The organism is Desulfosoma sp. (assembly GCF_052743555.1).
In genome coordinates, this window is sequence record NZ_JBRAHS010000012.1 from 79,582 (window position 1) to 102,588 (window position 23,007).

Below are 23,007 nucleotides of genomic sequence, written 5' to 3' on the forward strand. Positions count from 1 at the left end.
ACCTGACCGAAGTCCTGGAATAGGATCGGGCACGACAACAGGAAAGCGAGGGCTGTGGCACGATGGCTGTGCGATTTGAAATGGTCTCCGGCATAGAGAGGGTGGATCCGGCCGCATGGAACCGCCTGAGCCGACAGGCGGCGCCCATGTTGGAATGGGAATACCTCTATAGCTTGGAACGATCCGGCGTCCTGAGCCCGGAGCGGGGTTTTGTGCCCCGGCACATTTTGGCTTACAATGACGGCCGCCTGGTGGCCACTGCCCCCTTGTATGAAAGAACGCGGCCCTGGGTGGAATTCGGCGATGGAGGGCTGCTGCGTTTTCTCGGCGAATTGACCGGCTTTCCTTACTATGTGGGCCTGATGGCTACGGTGCCTCTCACGCCCGTGCCCGCATATCAATTTCTTTACGGCTCACCGCACGATGCGGCGCAAATCTACACCATGATGGCGGAGTACGTGGATTTTGTGTGTGAGACGCGAGGTTTTGCCACGTGGCGCATTTATTTTTTTGCGGATCCCTCGCCGGGCCTTCACGAAATGCTGCTTCGCAAGGGATTTGTGGGGCTTCGCAGTGAATACTGCCTGTGGCAAAACAAGGGATACCAAAGCTTTGACGATTTCTTGGCCACATTTCGAGCGCCGCGGCGCCACAAGATTCGGCGCGAAATTCGGGACATCGAGGCGGAAGGGATTCGGCTGGCCATGGTCCCCGGGGAGGACGTGCCCGAAGACTATTACGACATCATGTTTGACCTGTACAGCCTCACATGGAGAAAATACATGGGCCATCACGTCCGTCCTTTTCTGAACCGCCGTTTTTTTCACTTGCTGGGCCGGCTGTATCGACACCGCCTTCTTTTTAGCGTCGCCCACCAGGGCAGAGAGCTGCTCGCCATGGCGGTCTTTTATCATAAGGGAAAGCAACTTTACGGTCGATACTGGGGCAGTTACGATCAGATTCCGTTTCTTCACTTTGCCGTGTGTTATTACGAACCCATTCGATTCGCCATAAGCCATGGAATAGAAACCTTTGATCCGGGTTTTGGTGGGGAACATAAGACGTATCGAGGTTTTGAAAGCACCACCGTGCAGCACTACATCAAGTTCTACGGGGAAGAACAAGTACAGACGGCCTATTCGATTTTGGGTCGCTATGAGAGAGCGCCCAAGAATCACGACCGCCTAGCTCGGTGACGTTTGCAGGATTATGAGGGCAAGTTGCCGGAGCGGCGCATTACACAACCGTGCATCGAGCTCTGCGGACCTACACCGTGCATCCACGAAACCGTTCCGAGACCACGAAGACCTCGTCTCAAAAGGGGTTTTTTCAGCATTCTTGTGGAGGGCCGGTAGGTCCCATCGCAGGGACCGCGTCTTCGCGGTCCGAGAGTTCGCGGACGGCCAGAAGGCCGTCCCTCCGAAAGCATGGGCGCGGAACGGATTGATCCACGCAGGAGAAACCTCACACAGCATCGTCCGGGCATGTTTCAAGGGGCCTGGCTGAGAACTCTTCCGTAGGAGCGTCACAAGCCGCCATTCTTTGTGGCGCCTTGTGACGCTTCCAGAGCCTCAAGCCGAACGAACGCGACCGCACATTTGTCGGACAAGTTCCTAATTGCCTGGGGCGCTGGAACTTTCTCGGCGAATGACGATGGCTTGAAGGTTTTCTTCCTTGTTGAGGCGTGCGGCATATTCCAGAGCCTTCTGCCGGGTCTCAAAACCCCCCAGAATCACTCGGTACCACACATCTTGGTCACTGATGGCAATCCTTTCCATGGCCGCTTTGTGGCCTTTCTTTTTTAGACGCTCCATCAAGGCCACCGCGTTTTCTTCACGGCGCATGGAAGCCACCATGATAGCATAGTCCTCGGTGGAGGTGTGAGCCGGCGGGGCGGTTTCTGATAGCTCTTCGTGAGCTGTCAAGGGAGGCACGGGGTGTTCAGCCAGGTTGGGGGCCACCACAGGAGGAGAAGATTCCGGGTTTGAAACGGGAGTCGCAGGCGCCAAAGAGGCTCGAGCCGCCGCGCTGCGTTCCGGTTTCCGGCCGGAGGCCAATTCTTTTTCGGATTCCAGCGAGGCGAGAATCTTTTCGCCGGGAATCCAGGTTTCGGAAGCGTTGTCCACGAGTTCTTCGGTTGCTCCTCTCAATCCCAGCAGGCGATAGAAGGTTCCCGTTATGGACAGAGCCTCCAGTGACTCTTTGGGAACGCCTCGGCCGGTCAAAACCCCGGCGACAAACACACAGGTCAGGGACAGGAAAAAAACCACCACACTCAAAAAAGCCTGAAACCCCGTGAGGTGAATGCGTACCCAACGCGGATCGTCTTCATGCTCGTCGTGTGGCATGCGATCCCTGAGGCGATTCATGGGCGGCACTCCTCCGTTCCTGGGTTCCAAGCCGGTGGGCTCGGTCTCTCACATCTTTAGGGGCGCGGAAACCCCTAGGATGGCAAGCCCGTTTCGAAGCACCATTCTTACGGCGTCGGCCAGATAGAGTCGTGCTTGCGTCAGTTCCTGGTCTTCGCCAAGAATCCGGTTGTGATTGTAATAGCTGTGAAACGCGGCGACCAGATCCATCAGGTAATAGGGGATGCGGTGCGGTTCTAGGTTTCGAGCCGCCGTTTCCAGAACATGCGGAAACTCACCCAATTGCTTCATGAGTTCCCATTCTGCGGGTTCGGTTAGGCGCTGCAGGTTTGGAGTGGTCGACCAAGAGGTGGGGACACCTCTTTCTTCCGCCACCTCAAACACACTGCACAACCGCGCATGGGCGTACTGAACATAGTAGACAGGGTTTTCGTTGCTGCGTTTCTTGGCCGTTTCCAGATCAAAGTCCAAAGGACTGTCGGAGCGGCGCATGAGGAAAAGGAACCGAGCGGCGTCCTTGCCCACCTCGTCCACCACTTCACGCAACGTCACGAATTCTCCAGCGCGAGTGGACATGGCCACGGGTTTTCCGCCGCGAAGCAGGTTGACAAGCTGCACAAGGATAATGCGAAGGTCCGAAGGGCGGCGTCCCAGGGCCTGCACTCCCGCCATCATTCTGTGAACATACCCGTGGTGGTCGGCGCCCCAGATGTCGATGACCACGTCGTAATTTCGCTCGTACTTGTTTTTGTGATAGGCCAAGTCGGCGGCAAAGTAGGTGGTGATGCCGTTGGCCCGCACCACGACGCGGTCCTTTTCGTCGCCATAGGCCGTGCTGCGAAACCACTTGGCCCCGTCTTGTTCGTAGATCATGCCGCTGCGTTCCAGAGCTTCGATGGTTCGTTGCAGGGCGCCGTTTTCATGGAGCGCCCGTTCGCTGAACCACACGTCGTGAACGACGCCGAAAGCTTCCAAATCCTCACGAATGCCTTGCAAAATGCGTTCTCCCGCATACTGGGAAAAGAAAGGCAAGGCCTTTTCTTGAGGCACCAGCGCATACCGATCCCCGAAGCGTTCCAGCATTTCCCGGGCCAGATCCTTCATGTAATCGCCTTTGTAGTGATCTTCGGGAAAGTCCACGGGCTTGCCCAAGCTTTCCAAGTAGCGCAAATAGAGGCTGCGGCCCAGGGTGTCCATCTGCTTGCCCGTGTCGTTGATGTAATATTCCTTCTCCACCGTGTAGCCGCACGTCTTAAGAATGTTGGCCAGAACATCCCCGACGGCGGCTCCTCGACCGTGGCCGATATGCAGCGGGCCGGTGGGGTTGGCGCTGACAAATTCCACTTGAACCCGTATGCCTTGCCCGAAGTTCTGGCGACCAAAGGCTTCCTTGGCCTCATGAACGGCTTGCAAGATACCGCTCCAAGCCTCAGAGCGAATAAAAAAGTTGATGAATCCGGGCCCGGCGATTTCCGTTCTGACCACCAGATCTTCGCGGCCTTCCATGCGCTCCACCAAGTCGTGTGCGATGGTTCTAGGATTTTTTCTGAGCACTCGGGTCAGGGCCATGGCGGCGTTGGTGGCGTAGTCGCCATGTTCCGGAATTTTCGGAATTTCCAGTTCCACCGCGAAGTTTTCATCGTGAACCATGCCATGACGCGCCAAAAGCGACTGAGCCGCCCGGTGGATCATGGCCTGGAGCCTGGATCGAACGAGATGCATGATGTGTGTCCTCCTTGAAAACAAAAAATGGCACTCTGCCAACGAAGCGTGCTTTATAATGCGGTAGGGCATCTCACGCAAGACGCCTTGAACTGTTGAGAAAGATGCGCTGCGGATTTTTACCGATGGCGCAATAGATTTCATAACTGATGGTGTGCGCTTTTTGAGCGATTTCCTCGGCGCTGATCCTTTCGGTTCCCTGCGTGCCCAAAAGGACGACCTCATCGTCGGGGGAGGCCTGCGGCACATGGGTGACATCCAAGGTCACAAGGTTCATGGAAACGCGTCCCACAATGGGCACACGCACCCCGTGCACCAGGGCTTCTCCTCGATTAGAAAGCACGCGGGGATAGCCATCGTCATACCCCACGGCGATGGTGGCGATGCGCGTGGGTCTGGAACACACAAAAGCGCGCCCATACCCGATACTGTGGCCTGCGGGTACCCATTTAACCTGAAGGATTTTCGTCTTCAACGCCATGACGGGCCGCAGCGGCGCCGGCGACAAAATGTCTTTGGAAGGCAGCGATCCATAGAGCATAATGCCCGGCCGCACCAGTTGATAATGGGCTTCGGGGATGTCCATCACGGCGCCGCTGTTGGCGATGTGGGCATAGGTAAATGAAATGGATCGATCGTGAAGCATTTGAAGAGCGCTTCGAAACCGAGCCAGTTGTTCTTGGCTGAAAGCCTTGTCGCTCTCATCGGATGTGGCCAGATGCGAAAAGACACCTTCCACCTGCACGTGCTTGAGACCTGCCAACTGATCGAGAAAAGGCCCAAGGTCGGGCAAGGGAATCCCCAACCGTCCCATGCCGGTGTCCAGCTTGAGATGGATGCGAGCCTGTTTGCCCGCATGCTGAGCTGCCCTTTCAAGCAGCCGGCAATGATCGAGCCGATAGACAGCGGGGCGGAGGTCGTGAGCGACGACGGCGAGGGCATCTTCCACTTCCATGCCGGCTAAAACCAAGATGGGCTGTTGAATACCGGCTGAACGTAGTTTCAAAGCTTCCCAACATTTGCTCACACCGAAAAATTCCGCGCCCGCCTCGGCCAATTCCCTGGCTACGGGAAGCATGCCATGGCCGTAGGCATCGGACTTGACCACAGCGAGGATGGCGACTTGAGAACCAACGCGCTGTCGGACCTGCGAGAAATTGTGCCTCAAAGCCGCCAGATCAATTTCCACCCAGTTCAGCGCCATGGGCTCCTCCCTAAAAAATGCGGCGAAGGCCGTCACGGTTCAGGCTCTTTACAGAACCCAGCTGGCATGATAGGCGATCCACGTTTTTGTGCCAAGTTATTCCCTTGGAAGGTTTCTGTCGTGCAGGGGGCTTAGACATGGAGAGTTTTCTTACGGCCCTGGGGCTTCTTTTCTTTTTGGAAGGGTTTCCGTACGCGGCGTTTCCAGACCGCATGAAGCGATGGCTCAAAGAAATTCTGAAGCTTCCTTCGGGGCAACTCCAGACCCTGGGGGCTATTCTGATGATTTTGGGCCTGATCCTGGTCTACATGGGCCGGCGCTATGGAGTCCCTCGATGAGCTACAGACTGGAAGATTACGATTATGATCTTCCTGAACACTTGGTGGCGCAGACGCCCAGCCCTGAGCGGGACCGGTGCGCACTGATGGTGCTGCATCGGTCCTCGGGAATGGTGGAACATTGCCGTTTTGCGGATCTTCTTTCCTACCTGCGGCCGGGGGAAATCCTGGTTCTGAACGACACGCGAGTGGTTCCCGCCCGCATCCTGGGCGTCAAGGAAACCGGGGGCCATGTGGAACTGCTCGTGCTGGATCCATATAAACCACCGCAGGAAGGAAGAACTGAAGGGTATCGATGCCTCGTGAAGTCCTCCAAACCGGCTAAGGAAGGCCTACGGTTTCTTATTGAAGGTCAAGTCGAGGCTCGAGTGGTACGGCGTTTTGAACACGGTCAAGCCCTTGTGTACTTTGATCACGACAACCTCTTGGAATTTCTGGAAACGCAGGGCAGAGTGCCCCTGCCTCCCTATATTCGAAGAGCTACTCCTCAGGAGAGGGCACAGGACCGTGCGGACTATCAAACCGTCTACGCACAGGAGCCGGGATCCGTGGCGGCGCCGACGGCAGGCTTGCATTTCACGAGGGAACTTCTCAAGGCTTTGGAAGCCCATGGCGTGGAACTGGTGCGAATCACCTTGCACGTGGGCTTCGGAACCTTTGCTCCGGTGCGCACGGAGGATATTCGGCACCACACCATGCATTCGGAAGTGGTGCGAGTGAGCGAGGCGGCCGCTGCAAGGATTCGTCAAGCAAAGGAGGAAGGGCGGCGGGTGATAGCCGTGGGCACGACCGTGGTGCGGACGCTGGAATGGACAGCCTGTCGTTTCGGCTCAGTGAAGGCCGTTTCCGGCACCTGCGACCATTACATCTATCCGGGGTACAAGTTTCGTGTGGTGGACGGCATAATCACCAACTTTCATCTGCCCAAGACGTCTCTGCTTCTCTTGGTTTGTGCTTTTGCCGGGCGCGAGAAGATACTGGCCGTCTACAAAGAAGCTATTCGAAGGGAATACCGCTTTTTCAGCTATGGGGACGCTATGCTGATTATTTAGGGGGAACGTCATTGAAGGCCTTTGAAGTTTTAGCGGAAGATTCCAAAAGTCGAGCGCGCCGCGCGCGGCTGCACACGACCCATGGTGCCGTGGAGACCCCTGTGTTCATGCCCGTGGGAACCCAGGCCACCGTCAAGAGCTTGTCGCCGGATGAAGTGCATGCCCTGGGGGCGCGCATCATTCTGGGAAACACGTACCATTTGTCTTTGCGTCCTGGCGCCGAGCGGATCGCTCGCCTGGGAGGTTTGCATGCCTTTATGGCTTGGCCTGGAGCGATCCTGACGGACAGCGGAGGTTTTCAGGTCTTCAGTCTCGCTACCATTCGCACTATCGACGAAGACGGAGTCACTTTCCAATCGCACATTGATGGATCTCGACACCGCATCACACCGGAGAGTTGCATGGAGATTCAGGAGCTTCTCGGATCTGACATCGCCATGTGTCTTGACGAATGCACGCCGTATCCGGCGAGTCGGGAGTACGCGCAAGCGTCCATGGAAAGAACAGTGCGCTGGGCCCGCCGATGCCGCGACGCCCACAAGCGAGAGGACCAGATGCTTTTTGCCATTGTTCAAGGTGGAGTTTTTGAGGACCTGCGACGCGCCTGCGTGGAGGCCCTGGCAGCCATGGATTTTCCGGGATATGCCGTGGGAAGCCTGGCGGTTGGGGAACCCAAGGACGTCATGTTGGACGTGCTGGAAGCCGTGGTTCCAAACCTACCCCACGACAAACCGCGCTATCTTATGGGCGTGGGCATGCCGGAAGATTTGGTGGAGGGGGTGTGGCGCGGCATTGACATGTTTGATTGTGTGGTGCCGACCCGTAATGCTCGAAACGGTATGGTCTTTACGCCCTGGGGAGCCCTGCAGATCAAGCACAGCTGTTATGCCGACGATTCGAAACCCATCGATGCGAATTGTTCCTGCTACACCTGCCGCACCTTTTCCCGCGCCTATTTAAGGCACCTCTTCGTGGCCAAGGAACTCTTGGTGTATCGACTGCTGTCCTTGCACAACCTGCACTATTTCCTGACCCTCATGGAATCCATTCGAGATGCCCTGGTGAGGGGGTGTTTTGAGGCATTTCGCCGGGAATTTTATGCACAACGCTCGGGCAGTGAACCGATAGCGGATTGACATTGAGCCCAAAATATCGTTTAAAGGCTCGATTGTTTGAAGGGGGGTTGAGTTTGTCCATCGGTAACGGAAACGGAGGAGTTCATGAACTGGGTGACCATGGCCCATGCGATGGGAACAGCAGGGCAGCAAACTGGAGGCCAAGGGGCTGGAGGGGGGCTCACGGCTTTTCTGCCTTTGATCCTGATGGTGGTCATTTTCTATTTCCTTTTGATTCGCCCTCAGCAAAAGCGCCAGAAAGAACACCGCACGATGCTGCAAAATCTCCGTAAGGGCGACGTGGTCATGACCCAAGGGGGCATTCACGGCCGCATTACGGGCTTAACCGATTCCGTGGTCACCCTGGAAATCGCCGACAAGGTGCGCGTGAAGGTGCAGCGAGGCTACATCGCTGGTCTGCTGTCCCGAGGTGAAGCGAAGGAAGAAACCGAGGAAAAGGCTTAGGAGCATCCGAGAATGGTTTGGCCGCGTTCTTTCGGTATGAGGCTGTAGGAGCCCCGCAAGGTCCGACAAGCAATCGCGGCTTGCGCCGCTCCTACGGAAGGCGTTCTTGGATGCTCTTCTGGGAGGTTCTCAAAGAACGCCTATTCGCCGATTCACTGCCTAGCGATTTGAGCGAGTGGCAAGGCCACCTTCGTATGGAATGCGTCTTTTCCGACGAGTTTCTAGAAGCTGGGCTGAGCGTGGCCTCATGGCTTCATGAATTTCCAGGCATTTACCAGCGCAGGAGGACACGGGTTGAAAGGCCTGAAATGGCGAGCCATTTTCGTGGCTCTGGTGCTTGGTGCGTCGATCGTCTATCTCTTGCCGTCCTTGCCCGTTTCATTGCCGCAGTGGTGGCATGGCACGCTGCCCGACGACAAGATCCATCTCGGGTTGGACCTCCAGGGAGGTATGCACCTGGTGCTGGAGGTTCAAGCGCAGGAAGCGGTCAAAACCACGCTGGACCGTTTGAGCGATGAACTCAAAGAGCTGCTTCGCAAGGAAAAGATCGGCTTTCGGGCCATTGAACGGACCCAGGATGGGCAACTGGCGCTCCAGCTTTCGGACGCAAGCCGCCGAGACCGTCTGCGGGAACTGATGGACAAGGAATTTCCTATTCTGGAATGGGTGCAAGCTTCAGAGACCTCCGAGGGATTTCGAGTCATTTGCCGTGTGAAGGACAAGGAAGCGGAGCATATTCGCCAGTTGGCGGTCAGTCAGGCTTTGGAGACGATCCGCAACCGTATTGATCAGTTTGGCGTGAGCGAACCCGACATTCGACCTCAAGGGGAAAACCGCATTTTAGTCCAGCTTCCGGGCATCAAGGATCCCAAGCGTGCTTTGGAACTCATCGGCAAAACAGCGATGTTGGAGTTCAAGCTGGTGGCGGAAGGAGTAGATCCCCACGCCGATCCGATGACCCTGCCGGCAGGGGTGAGAGTCTATCCCATGCGACGCGTGGATGCCAACGCGGGCCGCACGGTGGAAGGCAAGGTCGCCTTGAAGGATCGAACGTTACTCACCGGCGAATACATCACCAACGCCAATGTGCGCATCGACACTCAGTACAACACGCCCTACGTGGCTCTGGAATTTGACCCTCAGGGCGCAAGAATCTTTGAGCGCATCACGGGGGAAAACGTCAAGAAACAACTGGCCATCGTCCTGGACGGCATGGTCTATTCGGCTCCGGTGATTCAAGAAAAGATTTCCGGAGGAAGGGCGAGCATTACAGGATCCTTTACCATGGAAGAAGCCAGGGATCTGGCCATCGTCCTTCGGGCCGGCGCTTTGCCGGCGCCCGTGGTCATTCTGGAAGAAAGAACCGTGGGACCTTCTCTGGGGGCCGACTCCATTCGCAAGGGCTTTCTCTCCATGGTCATCGGGACCGTAGCCATCGTGCTGTTTATGATTCTTTACTATCGGGTCTCGGGGCTTGTGGCCGATTTGGCTTTGCTTCTCAATGTTGTCTTGATCATGGCGGGGTTGGCCGCCTTTCAGGCTACGCTGACTTTGCCCGGTATTGCCGGCATCATCTTGACGATCGGCATGGCGGTGGACGCCAACGTGCTCATCTTTGAACGCATTCGAGAAGAGATGCGGTTGGGCAAGACGCCCAAAGCGGCCTTCGATGCGGGATATGCCAGAGCCACACTGACGATTTTGGATGCCAACATCACAACCCTCATTGCCTCCTTGGTCATGTTCCAGTTCGGAACCGGCCCGGTGAAAGGCTTTGCCGTGACCCTAAGCATTGGTATTGTGGCCAGTCTCTTTACCGGCTTGGTCGTGACACGGCTTGTGTTTGACTATCTGTTCATTGAAAGGCGCATGAGGGCACTGAGTATCTAGCGAGGGGCTCGACCGCTTATGGAATTCATTCGACCGGACATCAACATCAATTTTGTGGGCATGCGGATGAAGGCCTTGATCTTTTCCGGCCTTCTGATCCTCTTGGGGCTGGCCGCCATTGTGACGCGTGGCGGTTTGAGGATGGGTGTTGATTTTGCGGGAGGCACCCTCATTCAGGTCAAGTTCTTGGAGCGGACGACCCCGGACGCCATTCGCGGCGCTTTGGAGGATTTGGGTATCGGGCAAAGTGCGATTCAGCAAGTGGGGTCGGCGGGGGACAATGAATTTATCATTCGTTCGGAGATGAGTGAGGAAAAGGCTAAAAGGGTTGGTGACGAAGTCCAAAGCCGTCTGGACCAGGTCTTTGGGGAAGGCAAGGCGACCATCTTGCGTGTGGAAATGGTTGGCCCGAAGGTGGGACAGGATCTGCGGCAAAAGGCGTTGCTGGCCATCTACTATGCCCTGCTCTTTATCGCCCTTTACATCTCGGGCCGCTTTGAACTGAAATGGGGCACCAGCGGCGTCATGGCCGCCGCTTTGCTTTTAGGGGTCTACCTCTTGGGCTTAACTGGCTTGTCCATAACGTATTTGATCATCAGCGCCCTGATCATTACGCTGATCCTATGCTGGATTTTGAAGCTTCCCTACGCCTTGGGTGCCGTCGTCTCCTTGATTCACGACGTTTTCATCACCGTGGGCGTTTTTGCCCTGTTGAACAAGGAATTTGACCTGACCATCGTGGCCGCTCTTCTGACCATTGTCGGTTACTCCCTCAACGACACTATCATCATCTACGACCGCATTCGGGAAAATCTTCGAGGGACGCGGAAAGGCGATTTCCAAGCATTGATCAACCGCAGCATCAACCAGACCCTCAGCCGCACACTGCTCACCTCCGGAACCACGCTCCTTGTGGTTCTTTTCCTGTTTCTTCTCGGCGGCAGCGTCATTCACGATTTTGCATTTGCTTTGCTCATCGGCATTCTGGTCGGCACGTATTCGTCCATCTTTGTCGCCAGCCCACTGCTGATTATCTATGAGGAATGGTCCAAAACGAGCGGCAGACATTCTGCCCGCCGAGCCGCATGACACGGCCGCGACGAGGCCTTCTTTCGCCCTTCTTTGAGAAGGCCTCGCCCATTCCCCAACCTTCACATTCCATTGTCAAGCCGCAGCAGAACCGAACCCCCTGACGACACAAAGGGTGTTGGGGCATGCCTCTTGGCACGTTTTCAGTCAGATGCCACGAAAGGCGTTGAAAGCCTGCCGAACGACTTCTTTGCCAAAGCCTCAACTGTACGCTGCAATAGAACCAGGGGTGCTTTCAGACCGGCGGGTCCAGTGTGCGAGCTAAACCGCGTTAGGGAATCTCATACGTTGAAAAGCTCAAAGGGAGGTGGGAGATCCCACTTCCCTTCTTGTGGCTGGTGCCGGAGGAGAGACTCGAACTCTCACGGGCGCGAGGCCCACTGGATTTTGAGTCCAGCGCGTCTACCTGTTTCACCACTCCGGCGAGGCAGTGGCATACTAAGAAATGGAGCCGGATCCTGTCAAGCAAAAGTCCCGGCGCATGACCAGTTCGGCTCGCCACGAACGGCATCAGGACCCGATGTTGTATTTCTTGCGAAGTCGGTCCATTTCTCGAGCCTCTTCTTTTTCCTTGATCCGCTCGCGTTTGTCGTATTCTTTTTTGCCGCGGGCCAGGGCAATTTCCACTTTGGCCTTTCCTTTGGAAAAATAGACCTTCAGGGGCACGAGGGTGAAGCCCTTTTCCTGGGTTTTCCCGGCAAGCCGGCGGATTTCCCGCCGATGCAAAAGAAGCTTTCGCGTTCTTTCGGGTTCATGATTGTTGTAGGAGGCATGCGGGTAGGGGCTGATATGGAAATCATGAAGCCAGATTTCGCCGCCTTTGATTCGAGCGTAGCTGTCCTTGAGATTGGCTCGGCCTTCGCGAAGCGATTTCACTTCGGTGCCCGTGAGCACCATACCGGCTTCCAAGCTTTCGATGATCTTATAGTCATGGAAAGCTTTCTTGTTTTGGCAGACGATTTTAATGCCGTTCTTGGTCGCGCTCGACGCCTTTTTCATGGGACACCTTGTACGCCGCTCCTCACGCAGCTCCAAAATTGGGTTATACGGCCTGAGGATCAAAGAACTTGAACTCTTCCGGAAAGACTTTCAACGCCAGTTCCTGCAGCGTGTCGCGAATGTGGGCGGCCGTGGTGAGGGTCAAGGCCTTTTGGACGAAACGACGGCATTCCGAAACGGTGGAACGTCGCACCAGGTTCTTAACCCGAGGAATGGCCTGGGGATTCATGCTGAGGCAATCCAGCTCAAACCCCAAAAGCAGAGGGACGTACAGGGGCTCTCCCGCCATTTCTCCACAGATGGTTACGGGAATCCCGGCATTGTGGGCCGTTCTCACCACGTTTCCAATGAACCGTAGCACCGCCGGGTGCAGCGGGTCGTAAAGGTGGGCCACATGAGGATTGACGCGATCGATGCCCAGAGCATATTGAATGAGGTCATTGGTGCCGATACTGAAAAAGTCGACTTCTCGAGCGAGAATGTCCGCCACCGCTACGGCGGACGGTACCTCGATCATCACCCCAAAGGCCATGGCCTCGTCAAAGGCCGTTCCTCGCCGGCGTAATTCCTTTTTGGCCTCCTCCAAAACGGCTTTTGCCTGAAGCAGCTCGCCCATGCCGGAAACCAGAGGAAACATCAGGCGAATATTTCGCGCCACAGCTCCCGCCCTCAGAATGGCTCGAAGCTGTGTCTTAAAAAATTCCTTGTGCCGCAGGCACAGGCGAATGCCTCGCAGACCCAGCGCCGGGTTTTCCTGTTCAATGGGCGGCATCCACACGCCCAGCTTTTCCGCTCCCAGGTCCAGGCTGCGAATGGTCACGAAGGCCGGCGCCATCAGTTCGGCGAGTTCTTTATATTCCACATAGAGCTCTTCCTCATCGGGTGGACGCTCCCGATTCAAGTACGCGAATTCCGTTCGATAAAGCCCGATGGCCTCGGCCCCGTGATCCTTGGCGGCCACCACTTCTTCCACCAATTCGATATTCGCTTCCACGCGAATCTTTCGGCCGTCCAGAGTCACGGCTGGAAGATGCGCCTTGCGTGTGATGTCTTTGAGGTAAATCTCCAGAGCATCCTGGAGTTCGTAATAGAAAGCGATTTGCTCATCGGTGGGATGGACGATAATGCGCCCGCTAGCACCATCCACAATAACGAGATCACCGGTGCGTATGGTTTTTGTGGCCCTTTCGGCGCCCACAACGGCCGGGATGCCCAGAGCTCGAGCAATGATTGCCGTATGTGAGGTGCGGCCCCCGGTGTCGGTGATGAATCCCAATGTCTTTTCCAATTGAATGCGTATGGCGTCCGCGGGCGAAATATCCCGAGCCACGATCACCACCCGCTCTCGAATCTCATCGAAACTCGAGGCTTTTTGCCCCGCCAGGTGACGCAGCACGCGGTCTGCCAGGCTCTTCACATCGGCCACGCGGCCTTTTAAATAATCATCGTCCATGGCCGAAAAGAGGTCGGAAATTTTCCGAATGGACCGCTTCAAGGCCAGCATGGCATTGAGGCGTTCCTTGCGAATGGTTTCCAGGGTCTGGTCATAGAAAAAAGGATCCCGCAGAATCAGCTGATGCGCGTCCAAAATGTGCGCATGATCCATGAACTCGGCGTGGATGGAGCGCTTTGTTTTTTCAAGGTCCTGTTCCACCTTGGCGACGGCTTCTTGAAACAAAAGGCACTCCTGTTCCACTTCTTCGTCGCCACTCAGGGTATGAAGGGGAAGGGAAATGTGGTCTTCTTCGGCAAGGAAGGCCTTGCCGATGGCAATTCCCTGATTGACCCCAAACCCCTTCAAATGGATGGGTTCTTTGTCCATACCGGTGCCTGAATCCTTACCACCTCAGCTCCTGGGTCGCCCATAAACAACAAAAAACCGACCGGACCGCTGAGGCTGCGCGAGCGTGCCTCGGCCTTCGGTCGTCTCGGTCAAACGCATGGGCCGTCCCGCGGGAATTGGATGAAATGCTATGTTTCCCCTAAGTTACACTGGAACAGATGCGCCAGCGCTCGAAGCGCCTCTTCAGCGTCGTCGCCTCGAGAAATGATCTTAACCCTGGTTCCCCTGGGGCATTCCAAGCTCAGAATGTCAAGAATGCTCTTCCCATTCACGACCGTATGATCCTTGACGATCAACACGTCGGCTTGGAACTGGGTGGCCACCTTTACGATCTTGGCTGCAACCCGCGCATGAAAACCTAATCTATTGGGAACGATGAAATCCTGCTCGACTTCGGCCACCGAATTCCAAAGCGCCTCCGTGTGCTGCGGCCATCCCTTTCAATTGCCACCGCTTCTTAGCACACGGGCTTTTTCAAGTCAACGGCGGCGAGGCCGTCGGCGGCAAGCGCCATGACATCCTGAGCGATCACGACGGCCGCTCCGGCCTGGTCACACACGCGTTGAGCGAAGAAGGTCCGCTGGTTCAAAGGCCACACGCGATCGTCCAGCACTTCCAGGAGAAAAGACAGCATGTCCTTTTCATGCGTGACACGGCGCCCGCACCTTTCACCAAGGAGAAAGCTCTCGATCTCTCGGAAATTGTCAAGATACGGTCCCCAACAGCAGGGCACACCATGTACGGCGGCTTCCAGAGGATTGTGTCCTCCAAAAGGAACCAGACTTCCACCGATAAAAGCACCTTGCGCCAGAGGATACAGGGCAGCCAGTTCCCCGATGGAATCCAGAATAAGGACCTGTGCGGCATTGACCCCGTCACCGCGGCTTCTCATAGCCCAACGTAAACCCAAAGCCTCGCAAAGAGCCGCCAGGCGAGGGCCTCTTTCCACATGGCGCGGCGCAAGCACCAGAAGAGCCCTGGGATGACGTCGCAAAAGGCTTTTGTGCGCCTTGAGCACCGTGGCTTCCTCGCCATCGTGGGTGCTGCCTGCGATCCAGAGGGGTCGGCGGTCCTTGAGCACCAAGGCCGGGGTGAGGGCTCTTTGGGAATATTTGCGTTTTTGAAACAGGGCAAGATCGAATTTCAGGTTTCCGGCCACACGCAGACGCGGCCATGGCACGCCGAGTGCGGCGAATCGACGCGCGTCTTCTTTGGACTGCACATAGATTCGATCCACAGATGCCAAAAGCCGACGGCTGAGCGGCCGAAAGCGCTGGAGGCGGGAAAAGGATCGCAAGGAGAGCCGCGCATTGACCATGAGGACCGGCACATGCCTTTTTTTGAGGGTCCAAAGCAGATTAGGCCATAGATCCGTCTCCACAAGAATGAAGGCAGCCGGGCGCACGTGGCGGACGAATCGGGTCATATTCCAGAGATGATCGTGGGGAAGATAGAACACGGTCGTCACAAAAGGGCCTATTTCCTTTTGCGCCACGGCAAAGCCCTTTTCCGTGGCCACCGAAAAGACCAAGGCCTGCTGAGGGTGCGTGACTCGAAGCTGGTGCACCAGGGGCACGGCGGAAAGGACTTCGCCCACCGAAAGGGCATGAATCCAAACAGGAGAGCATACCGTCCCTAGGCGTGGCGGAAGCCAAAGCCCGAGCCGAAACCTATACGACGAGGCGTACTTACCGGACGCGGCCTGACGGAGACGGTAATAGAGCCACAGCAGGGGCCACGAGGTGCTCAGCGCCACGTTATAGACAAAGCGCCATGATTCCATACAAGGCCTCTGTAGGTGGTGTTTTACTCGGCGTGCTGGAACTGAATGTCGTAGAGTCGTCGATATTCCCCACGGCGTTCCATCAGGCTGTGGTGCGAGCCTTCCTCGATGATACGCCCGTGACTCAACACAAGGATGCGATGGGCGATCTTGACCGTGGACAGCCTGTGCGCGATGACGAAGGTGGTGCGGCCCTGCATGAGGTTTTCCAGAGCTTTCTGAACTTCCAGTTCCGCTTCACTATCCAGGGCGGAAGTGGCTTCGTCCAGAATGAGAATGGGAGCGTCCTTGAGCAGGGCTCGAGCGATGCAGATCCTCTGCCTTTGCCCTCCGGACAGCATCACGCCTTGCTCCCCGACCACGGTGTCAAACCCTTGGGGCAATCGACAAATAAAATCGTAGGCATAGGCGGCTTTGGCCGCGGCGATGAGGTCCTCCTCCGTTTTAGAAGGGTCGCCGTAGGCAATGTTGTTGCGTACTGTGTCATTAAAAAGGAAGCTGTGCTGCGTGACCATGGCGATATGGCGCCTCAAGGATCGCACGGTCACGTCCCGAACGTCCATGCCATCGATGAGGATGGCTCCTTGCGTCACATCGTAGAAGCGGGGTATGAGATGAACAAGCGTGGTCTTGCCGCCGCCGCTACTGCCCACCAGAGCCACCACTTCCCCAGGGTTGACCTTGAGGCAGATGTTTTGAAGAACGGGCACGGAGTCGTAGGCGAAAGAGACGTGGCGAAATTCCACGGCCCCTCGCACTCGAGCCAGTTCCACGGCCCCGGGACGATCCACGATGTCGCTTTTTTGCGAGAGCACCTCCTGCACACGCAAAATAGAGGCGATACCTTTTTGCAGGGTGCTGTTGAGTTTGTTCAGGCTCTTGACCGGCTTGTAAAGCATGATAAGCGCACCGAGAAAGGAGAAGAAGGTGCCCGGCGTGGAGGTTCCCCGGACCACTTGGTATCCGCCGTAGGCGATGATCGTGGAGATGCCGATGGCCCCAATGAATTCCATCAACGGGCTGGAAAGGGCATCGATCCGCAAGGCTTTGAGCTGATTTTCCAGCACCGATAGGTTTTGTCGAGCGAACCGCTTCTTTTCGTGATCTTCCATGCCGAAAGCCTTGACGATGCGCACGCCCGTAAAGGACTCGTGCAGCACCACACTGAGATGCGCCGTTTTTTCCTGACCTCGGCGGGCCAGCGTCCGCAGTTTCTTGCCGAAGTGAACCAAAGGGAAAAAGGCCAGCGGAAGCACCGCCACGGCGATGCTGGCCAGTTTCCAGTTTTGATAAAACACCACGAAAATTAGCCCGATAATGGTCACGGTGTCTCGAATCATGCCGCTGACCGCCTGATGCACGGCCACCTGAATTTCTTTAATGTCATTGGTGATGCGGCTCATGAGGGTGCCGGTGCTGGACTTGTCGAAAAAGGACAGGGACAGGCCGTGAACGTGATCAAAGAGTTCCTGCCGCAATCCCGCCACGACGCGCAGGCCGACAGACTGCAGAAAATACGTGCTTCCCCAGTCGCTGATCGCCTTGACCAGTGAAACCAAAAGAAACACCCCGGGCAACAAACTCAGCATGAACGTATCTTTTTTGATAAAAATTTCGTCCATGGCCGGCTTGATGAGGTAGGCCGTCAGGCCGGTGGCGCCGGAGACCATGAGCATGCAGAGGGCGGCCAAGCTCAGGCGACGCCAGTGAGGCCGTAGCAGGCTGAACAAACGACGGACGGCAATACGGGTCGCAGAATCCTGTTTCAGCATAAGTCCAGGGCCATGGATGCCGCGCGTTGCGCCGCGCCGGGTTTTCCCAGCATGTCGGCAAGACGTCCAAACCAATGGCGCTGCTCGGCGGCGCGTTCCGGATGTTTCAACAAGAGCATCGCTTCCTGGGCAAGGCGTTCCGGTTCCGCTTCATGCTGCAAAAGTTCTGGACAGACGCGGCGCCCGACAATGAGATTCGGCAGCGCAATGTATGGCACTCGAAGGATGTGCCGAGCCACATGATATTCCACGGTGGAAACCTTGTAAACGACCACCAAGGGCGTGCCCAGAAGGGCCGCTTCCAGGGTGACCGTTCCCGAAACGGCCAGCGCCACCTGGGATGCGCGAATGGCACGATAGGTGTCCTGAAAAACGCATCGCACCGGCGTCGAACTGCCCTTCAGCATGGCCGAGACGTTGTGGCGGTCCAACCCCGGCGCCACTGGAAGAACCACCTCGGCCGAAGGAAAGTCCTGCCGAACCCGCTCGGCCGCCTTGACAAGGATCGGCAAAAAGGTCTTGATTTCGCCAGATCGGCTTCCGGGCAGAAGGCAGATCACGGGTTCTTGGTGCACACCCAAAAAACGTCGGCAGGTGGCGGCATCTTCCACACCACAAACTTCATCCACCAATGGATGGCCCACAAAGCGCACGGTCATACCCCGTTGTTCATAAAACGCTTCTTCAAAAGGCAAGATGACCGCCATGGCATCGACAAAGCGCTTGAGGGAGCGAATCCGTCCGGACCTCCATGCCCACACTTGAGGGCTGATGTAGTAAAAAACCTTCAGGCCCAGGGATCGCGCCATGCGCCCCAGAAGGAAGTTGAAATCGGGAAAATCGATGAGAATCACCAAATGCGGACGTTGCCGCTGCAGGTACCGACGAAGGTCCCTCAAGGCCCGATAGAAGAGCCGCATCTTGGAAAAGACTTCCCGGACACCGATGAGGGCCAAATCACGGTAGTCCACCAGCAGATGGGCGCCAGCCGCCCTCAACTGGGGTCCACCCATGGCGTCGACGTGCACCCAGGGATTTCTTGTGCGAAGCGCCGTCACCAGACGCGAACCGTGCAAGTCCCCAGAGGCTTCTCCGGCACTGACTAAAATCCTCAGCCTTTTCATTACCCGCCCTTAGCCCGTGATGTCTTCATGCGGGCATGAATCTCTTGGGAAATGGCCAAGGCCATTCGCACGGCTTCCATTCCTTGGCGGCCGTTGACAACGGGAGAGGTACCGATTCGCACGGCTTCAAGAAATGATCGAATTTCCTCTTCTAAAGGATCCCTGTTGTCCACTTCCAGTTCTTCCGTAGTGATTTCCGGATAGCCCCTCTCATCCACCTCATCTTCTTTCAAAAAGGAATAGGCCCGGCGTCTGCCGAAGTCTGCCACCAGGTATCGGTTTTCCTGAAAAATGCGCAGGCGCCTCATGTTTTTCATGGAAATTCGGCTGGCCGTCAGATTAGCCACAGCGCCGTTGCAAAATTCCAGGCGCACATTGGCTATGTCCGGAAGCGGCGTGAGCACCGGAACGCCGGAAGCCGAAAAGTTTGCCACCGGGGAACGCACCAAATGCAGCGCCATGTCTAGATCATGGATCATGAGATCCAAGATGACGTCCACTTCCAGGCCGCGCTCGTTGAAAAGAGCCAAGCGGTGGGCTTCAAGAAAGAGAGGGTTGCTGACAAAAGGTTCCACCGCCTTAAAGGCGGGATTGAATCGTTCCAGGTGTCCTACCTGCAAAACCACGCCCTTGATTTCCGCCAGCCGCACCAGCTCCTGGGCTTCCTCCAGGGATTTCGTCATGGGTTTTTCCACCAGCACATGGACGCCGGCTTCAATGAAATCTCGAGCGATGGCAAAATGGTGCTGAGTCGGTGTCACGACGCTGACCGCATCCACCCTGCCCAAAAGGTGTCGATGGTCCGTATAAGCCGAACAGCTCAGCCGCCGTGCCAGCACCTCAGCCCGAGCCGGATCAATGTCCACCACACCCACGAGGTGGGCTTCCTTGAGGCGGGCATATTTTTCGGCATGAAAAGTGCCGAGGTACCCCACGCCCACCACCGCGGTGCGCAAATTCCCGGGTTCGGCCGTGCGAATGACGGCGACAGGCCTGGGCGGTGAAAAGGTTTCAGCCTTAGTGGACGGGGGTGATGTGTCCAGAAGACGCTTGGCTTCGGTCCCGGATGAAGGGTCAGCCATGGCTACGATGGTCATGCCATAGCGATCGGCTGTTTCCACGACCTTGTCGCGATCAAAGATCAGGGTCTTGCCAGCTTCTACCACGAGAACACGGGCCTTGACCATGCGCATGGTTTCGATGGTCTGCAATCCCACCGCCGGAATATCAAAGCGCAAATCCTGGATCGGCTTGCTCACTTTGATGATGACCGCTCCTTCACGACACAGACGGCCCCCTCGCACGATGGTTTCATCCGTTCCGTCCATGCCTTCCACCGCAAGCACCGCCTGGTCCTTAACCACCAGGCACTGGCCGATGTCCAGATGGCCGACGGCCTTGGCCATCTCCCAGCCAAAGAAGACGTCGCGCTCTTCACGGGCATTGAGATGCCGTCGGGTCAAGAGGCCTTCGGGTGCGAGAAGCCCGGGCAAAAACAGCGTGGAAGGTTCGACGCGAATGCCCTCCTTCTCCAGCTCCCCGGCCAGAGACCGCAGCAGATGATCGTCTTTCTTGTTGCGCAGGGACGCCAAAAGCCGAAACGCCCTCCAGTCCGGTCGAATCCTGGCGTAAAGGCGTGTCTTGTTAATGGACCCGGCCATGGCCACCCGCTTGATCCCGGCCTTTTGAAAGATGCGAATGAGCTTGTTGAGTTGTCCGAGCTTGAGCAGGTGAAAGGCGTGCACATGGGCGGCCAGGGCCGGATCCGTTTCCCCGTCAAAGCCCACGGCCACCACGGTGTAGCCGGCGTCCTTGGCGCCTTCAGCAAAAAGGAGTGGAAATTGTCCGCCCCCGGCAATGAGTCCGATCAAAGTGTCGTTCACCATGGTGCGAGGAATCTCTCGAGACAGTTATGTGTGGTGCATGACTGAGCGCTTCAGCGCGTGATGCCCCTCTGTGTGCCCTCAATGAACCGCACCAGGTTTTCCACCTCCGCCACGTCCCTCACCTCCCGGCGCACTTCCTGCAGCGCCTCCGACAAGGTCTGCCCACTGCGAAAAATGACTCGATAAGCCTTTTTGAGTCCCTGAATGGCTTCCGTGGAAAAACCCTTTCTTTTCAGGCCCACAAGGTTGGGTCCATAGAGTTTTGCGGGGTATCCGGTGGCGAGCATATAAGGAGGAATGTCCTTCTTAATGCCGGCTTTCGCTCCAATATAGGCATGGGTGCCGATGCGAGTGAATTGATGAATGGCCGCAAGGCCCCCAATGACCGCATCGTCCTCGATGACCACATGTCCCGCCAGCATGGCCGCGTTGGCCATGATCACGCGATTATGCAAAATGCAATCGTGGGCCACGTGCACATAGGCCATGATCAGATTGTGATCGCCGATCCGTGTGACTCCTCCGCCGTGTTCTGTGCCTCGATGAATGGTGGCGTATTCTCGAATAGTGTTCCCATTCCCAATGATGAGCCGGGTAGGGCCGCCTTTGTATTTCAGATCCTGGGGCGGAAAGCCAATGGAGACGAAGGAACTGATGCGGTTATAAGCGCCGATCTCGGTCCAACCGTCGATCACCGTGTGAGCCCCGATGGATGTTCCCGAGCCGATGCGCACGTGAGGACCAATGACGGCGTAGGGACCGATGACCACATCGTCGGCCAGTTCCGCTTTGGGATCGACAATGGCCGTCGCATGAATGTCCATGAGAAGATTTCGTCCTCCTTCAAGTTGTTAGGGTTCGATGGTAGCCAGCAGTTCGCCTTCAGCGGCCAGTTCATTTCCCACGTAAGCTTCTCCCTTCATTTTGAAGACAGGTCCTTTGCGCCGCAAAAGCTTCAATTTCAGGATGAGCTGGTCGCCGGGACGCACAGGGCGGCGAAAACGTACTTTGTCCATGCCCATAAAATACACCACGCCATGAGAATCTGTTTCACGGAGAGCGAAGGCGAGAACACCTCCCGTTTGGGCCAGAGCCTCCATGATGAGCACGCCGGGCATGACGGGATGGCCCGGAAAGTGGCCTTGAAAAAAGGGCTCATTCAGGGTGACGTTTTTCAACCCTGTGATTTCTTCCTCGCCCATTTCCAGAATGCGATCCACCAGGAGAAAAGGGTAGCGATGCGGCAGTTTCCTGAGGATTTCTTCAGCATTCATCTCCATGGCTCGTGTCCTCGCGCCGGTTTCGGTTTTGGCCCAAGGCTTCTTCCAAAAAGCGCACACGGTCTCTTAGGGCTGCCAATTCCTGCTGCCATCGTGGAAGCCTGAGCCAAGCGGCGTAGTGGCGTAACCACTGCCTGTGAGGCATGGCGGGAATGCCCAGCAGGTCCTGGCCGGGTTCCACCGAATGAGAAATGGCGGACTTGGCGCCGATCCGCACCCGGTCTCCCACTGTTACATGTCCCGCGATCCCCGCCTGGCCTCCCAGCACCACGTGGTTTCCCAAAGTGACGCTGCCGGCAATGCCCACTTGCGCCACGAGAATGCTGTGGCGACCGATGGTCACATTGTGAGCGATCTGGACCAGGTTGTCGATTTTGACCCCTTCTTGAATCCAGGTTCGCCCGAAGGTAGCTCGGTCGATGGCGCAATTGGCACCGATTTCCACATCGTCGTCGATCTGGACAATGCCCGTTTGAGGAATCTTTGTGGAACGACCTTCGGCGTCCTGGGCAAATCCAAAACCGTCGCTTCCGATGACCGTTCCCGAATGGATGATCACGCGGTCTCCCAGCCGACATCCGTCCAGAATGGTCACATGCGGATAGATCAGACACTGTCGGCCGATGGTCACTCCGGCCCCCACATACACATGCCCGTAAAGGCGGGTGCCGGATCCAATGGACGAGCCGGAACCCACGTGTACCCAAGGGCCCACAGAAGCATCCTCAGCGACAAACGCCTCAGGGGAAACCAGAGCGCTGGCGTGAATGCCGGGATTCAGCGCCGGAGGCGAATAAAAAAGCTGGGAGGCCTTGGCCATGGTCCAATAGGGGTTCGAAGAGACCAAAACAGGCCGTCCCACATCTTCAAGGCTTGGATCCACGATGACCGCCGCCGCGCGGCACCCTTGCAGTTTCGCCTTGTACTTGGGATTGGCCAAAAAAGTCAGCTGGGTGGGACCTGCCGTTTCCAAAGGCCCGACCCCGTCAATGACCAGATTTGGATCTCCCTTCCAAGGCACATCCAGCAATTGGGCAAGTTCCGAAAGGCGATAACACTTCTTTTCCACGCAGCAC

Annotated in this window: 20 protein-coding genes and 1 tRNA gene; 7 read left to right on the forward strand and 14 right to left on the reverse strand. The window is 56.6% G+C overall.

The features are described from left to right. The first annotated feature begins 62 nt into the window (after window positions 1-62). Window positions 63-1,196 (forward strand): GNAT family N-acetyltransferase, encoded by a 1,134-nt coding sequence (locus tag ACUVSA_RS09495; RefSeq protein WP_445894629.1) that lies wholly within the window; start codon window positions 63-65, stop codon window positions 1,194-1,196. A gap of 417 nt (window positions 1,197-1,613) precedes the next feature. Here the strand turns inward: ACUVSA_RS09495 and ACUVSA_RS09500 are convergent, their stop codons facing one another. From ACUVSA_RS09500 to alr, 3 genes are all read right to left on the reverse strand, one after another. Beyond that, entirely contained in the window at window positions 1,614-2,369 is a 756-nt protein-coding gene (locus ACUVSA_RS09500) for an SPOR domain-containing protein (protein WP_445894630.1), read from the reverse strand. A 48-nt stretch (window positions 2,370-2,417) separates the two neighbouring features. Continuing rightward, a complete protein-coding gene (gene argS / locus ACUVSA_RS09505) occupies window positions 2,418-4,091 on the reverse strand; it encodes an arginine--tRNA ligase (protein WP_445894631.1) in 1,674 nt (557 codons plus the stop codon). A gap of 73 nt (window positions 4,092-4,164) precedes the next feature. Further along, entirely contained in the window at window positions 4,165-5,295 is a 1,131-nt protein-coding gene (alr, locus tag ACUVSA_RS09510) for an alanine racemase (protein WP_445894632.1), read from the reverse strand. 137 nt (window positions 5,296-5,432) lie between these two features. On the opposite strand from alr, the gene ACUVSA_RS09515 reads away from it, so the two are divergent. From ACUVSA_RS09515 to secF, 6 genes are all read left to right on the forward strand, one after another. Continuing rightward, window positions 5,433-5,633 carry a DUF2065 domain-containing protein gene (locus ACUVSA_RS09515; RefSeq protein WP_445890857.1) on the forward strand — a complete coding sequence of 67 codons (201 nt, stop codon included), beginning with the start codon at window positions 5,433-5,435 and terminating at the stop codon, window positions 5,631-5,633. Then, window positions 5,630-6,685, forward strand: a complete 1,056-nt coding sequence (gene queA / locus ACUVSA_RS09520) for a tRNA preQ1(34) S-adenosylmethionine ribosyltransferase-isomerase QueA (protein ID WP_445894633.1) — start codon at window positions 5,630-5,632, stop codon at window positions 6,683-6,685. Before ACUVSA_RS09515 ends, queA begins: the two co-directional genes overlap by 4 nt. 11 nt (window positions 6,686-6,696) lie before the next feature. Next, entirely contained in the window at window positions 6,697-7,821 is a 1,125-nt protein-coding gene (gene tgt / locus ACUVSA_RS09525) for a tRNA guanosine(34) transglycosylase Tgt (protein WP_445890859.1), read from the forward strand. 84 nt (window positions 7,822-7,905) lie between these two features. Then, entirely contained in the window at window positions 7,906-8,265 is a 360-nt protein-coding gene (gene yajC, locus ACUVSA_RS09530) for a preprotein translocase subunit YajC (protein WP_445894634.1), read from the forward strand. 294 nt (window positions 8,266-8,559) lie between these two features. After that, window positions 8,560-10,155 (forward strand): protein translocase subunit SecD, encoded by a 1,596-nt coding sequence (gene secD / locus ACUVSA_RS09535; RefSeq protein ID WP_445894635.1) that lies wholly within the window; start codon window positions 8,560-8,562, stop codon window positions 10,153-10,155. Window positions 10,156-10,173: 18 nt separating this feature from the next. Next, entirely contained in the window at window positions 10,174-11,244 is a 1,071-nt protein-coding gene (gene secF, locus ACUVSA_RS09540) for a protein translocase subunit SecF (protein ID WP_445894636.1), read from the forward strand. A gap of 336 nt (window positions 11,245-11,580) precedes the next feature. On the opposite strand, the gene ACUVSA_RS09545 is transcribed toward secF, so the two are convergent. The 11 genes from ACUVSA_RS09545 to lpxD all read right to left on the reverse strand — a co-directional run bounded on the left by ACUVSA_RS09545 (window position 11,581) and on the right by lpxD (window position 23,000). After that, a tRNA-Leu gene (locus ACUVSA_RS09545) sits at window positions 11,581-11,668 on the reverse strand. Window positions 11,669-11,754: 86 nt separating this feature from the next. Continuing rightward, window positions 11,755-12,243 carry an SsrA-binding protein SmpB gene (gene smpB, locus ACUVSA_RS09550; protein ID WP_445894637.1) on the reverse strand — a complete coding sequence of 163 codons (489 nt, stop codon included), beginning with the start codon at window positions 12,241-12,243 and terminating at the stop codon, window positions 11,755-11,757. 43 nt (window positions 12,244-12,286) lie between these two features. Then, complete coding sequence (gene ptsP / locus ACUVSA_RS09555; RefSeq protein ID WP_445894638.1) at window positions 12,287-14,065, reverse strand: phosphoenolpyruvate--protein phosphotransferase; 1,779 nt, start codon at window positions 14,063-14,065, stop codon at window positions 12,287-12,289. Window positions 14,066-14,214: 149 nt separating this feature from the next. After that, window positions 14,215-14,487 carry an HPr family phosphocarrier protein gene (locus ACUVSA_RS09560; RefSeq protein WP_445894639.1) on the reverse strand — a complete coding sequence of 91 codons (273 nt, stop codon included), beginning with the start codon at window positions 14,485-14,487 and terminating at the stop codon, window positions 14,215-14,217. 56 nt (window positions 14,488-14,543) lie between these two features. After that, a complete protein-coding gene (locus ACUVSA_RS09565; RefSeq protein ID WP_445894640.1) occupies window positions 14,544-15,869 on the reverse strand; it encodes a 3-deoxy-D-manno-octulosonic acid transferase in 1,326 nt (441 codons plus the stop codon). Window positions 15,870-15,892: 23 nt separating this feature from the next. After that, on the reverse strand, window positions 15,893-17,641 hold the full coding sequence (gene msbA, locus ACUVSA_RS09570) for a lipid A export permease/ATP-binding protein MsbA (protein WP_445890867.1): 1,749 nt from the start codon (window positions 17,639-17,641) through the stop codon (window positions 15,893-15,895). Then, window positions 17,635-18,765 (reverse strand): lipid-A-disaccharide synthase, encoded by a 1,131-nt coding sequence (lpxB, locus tag ACUVSA_RS09575; RefSeq protein WP_445894641.1) that lies wholly within the window; start codon window positions 18,763-18,765, stop codon window positions 17,635-17,637. Before lpxB ends, msbA begins: the two co-directional genes overlap by 7 nt. Continuing rightward, window positions 18,765-20,651 carry a UDP-2,3-diacylglucosamine diphosphatase LpxI domain-containing protein gene (gene lpxI, locus ACUVSA_RS09580; protein ID WP_445894642.1) on the reverse strand — a complete coding sequence of 629 codons (1,887 nt, stop codon included), beginning with the start codon at window positions 20,649-20,651 and terminating at the stop codon, window positions 18,765-18,767. The genes lpxB and lpxI overlap by 1 nt, the downstream gene beginning before the upstream one ends. A 50-nt stretch (window positions 20,652-20,701) precedes the next feature. Then, window positions 20,702-21,475: an acyl-ACP--UDP-N-acetylglucosamine O-acyltransferase gene (lpxA, locus tag ACUVSA_RS09585; RefSeq protein ID WP_445894643.1), complete on the reverse strand. Its 774-nt coding sequence runs from the start codon at window positions 21,473-21,475 to the stop codon at window positions 20,702-20,704. A 27-nt stretch (window positions 21,476-21,502) separates the two neighbouring features. Then, on the reverse strand, window positions 21,503-21,931 hold the full coding sequence (fabZ, locus tag ACUVSA_RS09590) for a 3-hydroxyacyl-ACP dehydratase FabZ (protein ID WP_445890871.1): 429 nt from the start codon (window positions 21,929-21,931) through the stop codon (window positions 21,503-21,505). Next, complete coding sequence (gene lpxD / locus ACUVSA_RS09595) at window positions 21,915-23,000, reverse strand: UDP-3-O-(3-hydroxymyristoyl)glucosamine N-acyltransferase (protein ID WP_445894644.1); 1,086 nt, start codon at window positions 22,998-23,000, stop codon at window positions 21,915-21,917. The genes fabZ and lpxD overlap by 17 nt, the downstream gene beginning before the upstream one ends. Between the last annotated feature and the right edge of the window lie 7 nt (window positions 23,001-23,007).

Excerpts from the sequence above, each read along its gene's own strand:
- ACUVSA_RS09495 (WP_445894629.1), top strand. The coding sequence starts at position 63 with ATGGCTGTGCGATTTGAAATGGTCTCCGGCATAGAGAGGGTGGATCCG.
- ACUVSA_RS09500 (WP_445894630.1), bottom strand. The coding sequence starts at position 2,369 with ATGAATCGCCTCAGGGATCGCATGCCACACGACGAGCATGAAGACGAT.
- argS (WP_445894631.1), bottom strand. The coding sequence starts at position 4,091 with ATGCATCTCGTTCGATCCAGGCTCCAGGCCATGATCCACCGGGCGGCT.
- alr (WP_445894632.1), bottom strand. The coding sequence starts at position 5,295 with ATGGCGCTGAACTGGGTGGAAATTGATCTGGCGGCTTTGAGGCACAAT.
- ACUVSA_RS09515 (WP_445890857.1), top strand. The coding sequence starts at position 5,433 with ATGGAGAGTTTTCTTACGGCCCTGGGGCTTCTTTTCTTTTTGGAAGGG.
- queA (WP_445894633.1), top strand. The coding sequence starts at position 5,630 with ATGAGCTACAGACTGGAAGATTACGATTATGATCTTCCTGAACACTTG.
- yajC (WP_445894634.1), top strand. The coding sequence starts at position 7,906 with ATGAACTGGGTGACCATGGCCCATGCGATGGGAACAGCAGGGCAGCAA.
- secF (WP_445894636.1), top strand. The coding sequence starts at position 10,174 with ATGGAATTCATTCGACCGGACATCAACATCAATTTTGTGGGCATGCGG.
- smpB (WP_445894637.1), bottom strand. The coding sequence starts at position 12,243 with ATGAAAAAGGCGTCGAGCGCGACCAAGAACGGCATTAAAATCGTCTGC.
- ptsP (WP_445894638.1), bottom strand. The coding sequence starts at position 14,065 with ATGGACAAAGAACCCATCCATTTGAAGGGGTTTGGGGTCAATCAGGGA.
- ACUVSA_RS09565 (WP_445894640.1), bottom strand. The coding sequence starts at position 15,869 with ATGGAATCATGGCGCTTTGTCTATAACGTGGCGCTGAGCACCTCGTGG.
- msbA (WP_445890867.1), bottom strand. The coding sequence starts at position 17,641 with ATGCTGAAACAGGATTCTGCGACCCGTATTGCCGTCCGTCGTTTGTTC.
- lpxB (WP_445894641.1), bottom strand. The coding sequence starts at position 18,765 with ATGAAAAGGCTGAGGATTTTAGTCAGTGCCGGAGAAGCCTCTGGGGAC.
- lpxI (WP_445894642.1), bottom strand. The coding sequence starts at position 20,651 with ATGGTGAACGACACTTTGATCGGACTCATTGCCGGGGGCGGACAATTT.
- lpxA (WP_445894643.1), bottom strand. The coding sequence starts at position 21,475 with ATGGACATTCATGCGACGGCCATTGTCGATCCCAAAGCGGAACTGGCC.
- fabZ (WP_445890871.1), bottom strand. The coding sequence starts at position 21,931 with ATGGAGATGAATGCTGAAGAAATCCTCAGGAAACTGCCGCATCGCTAC.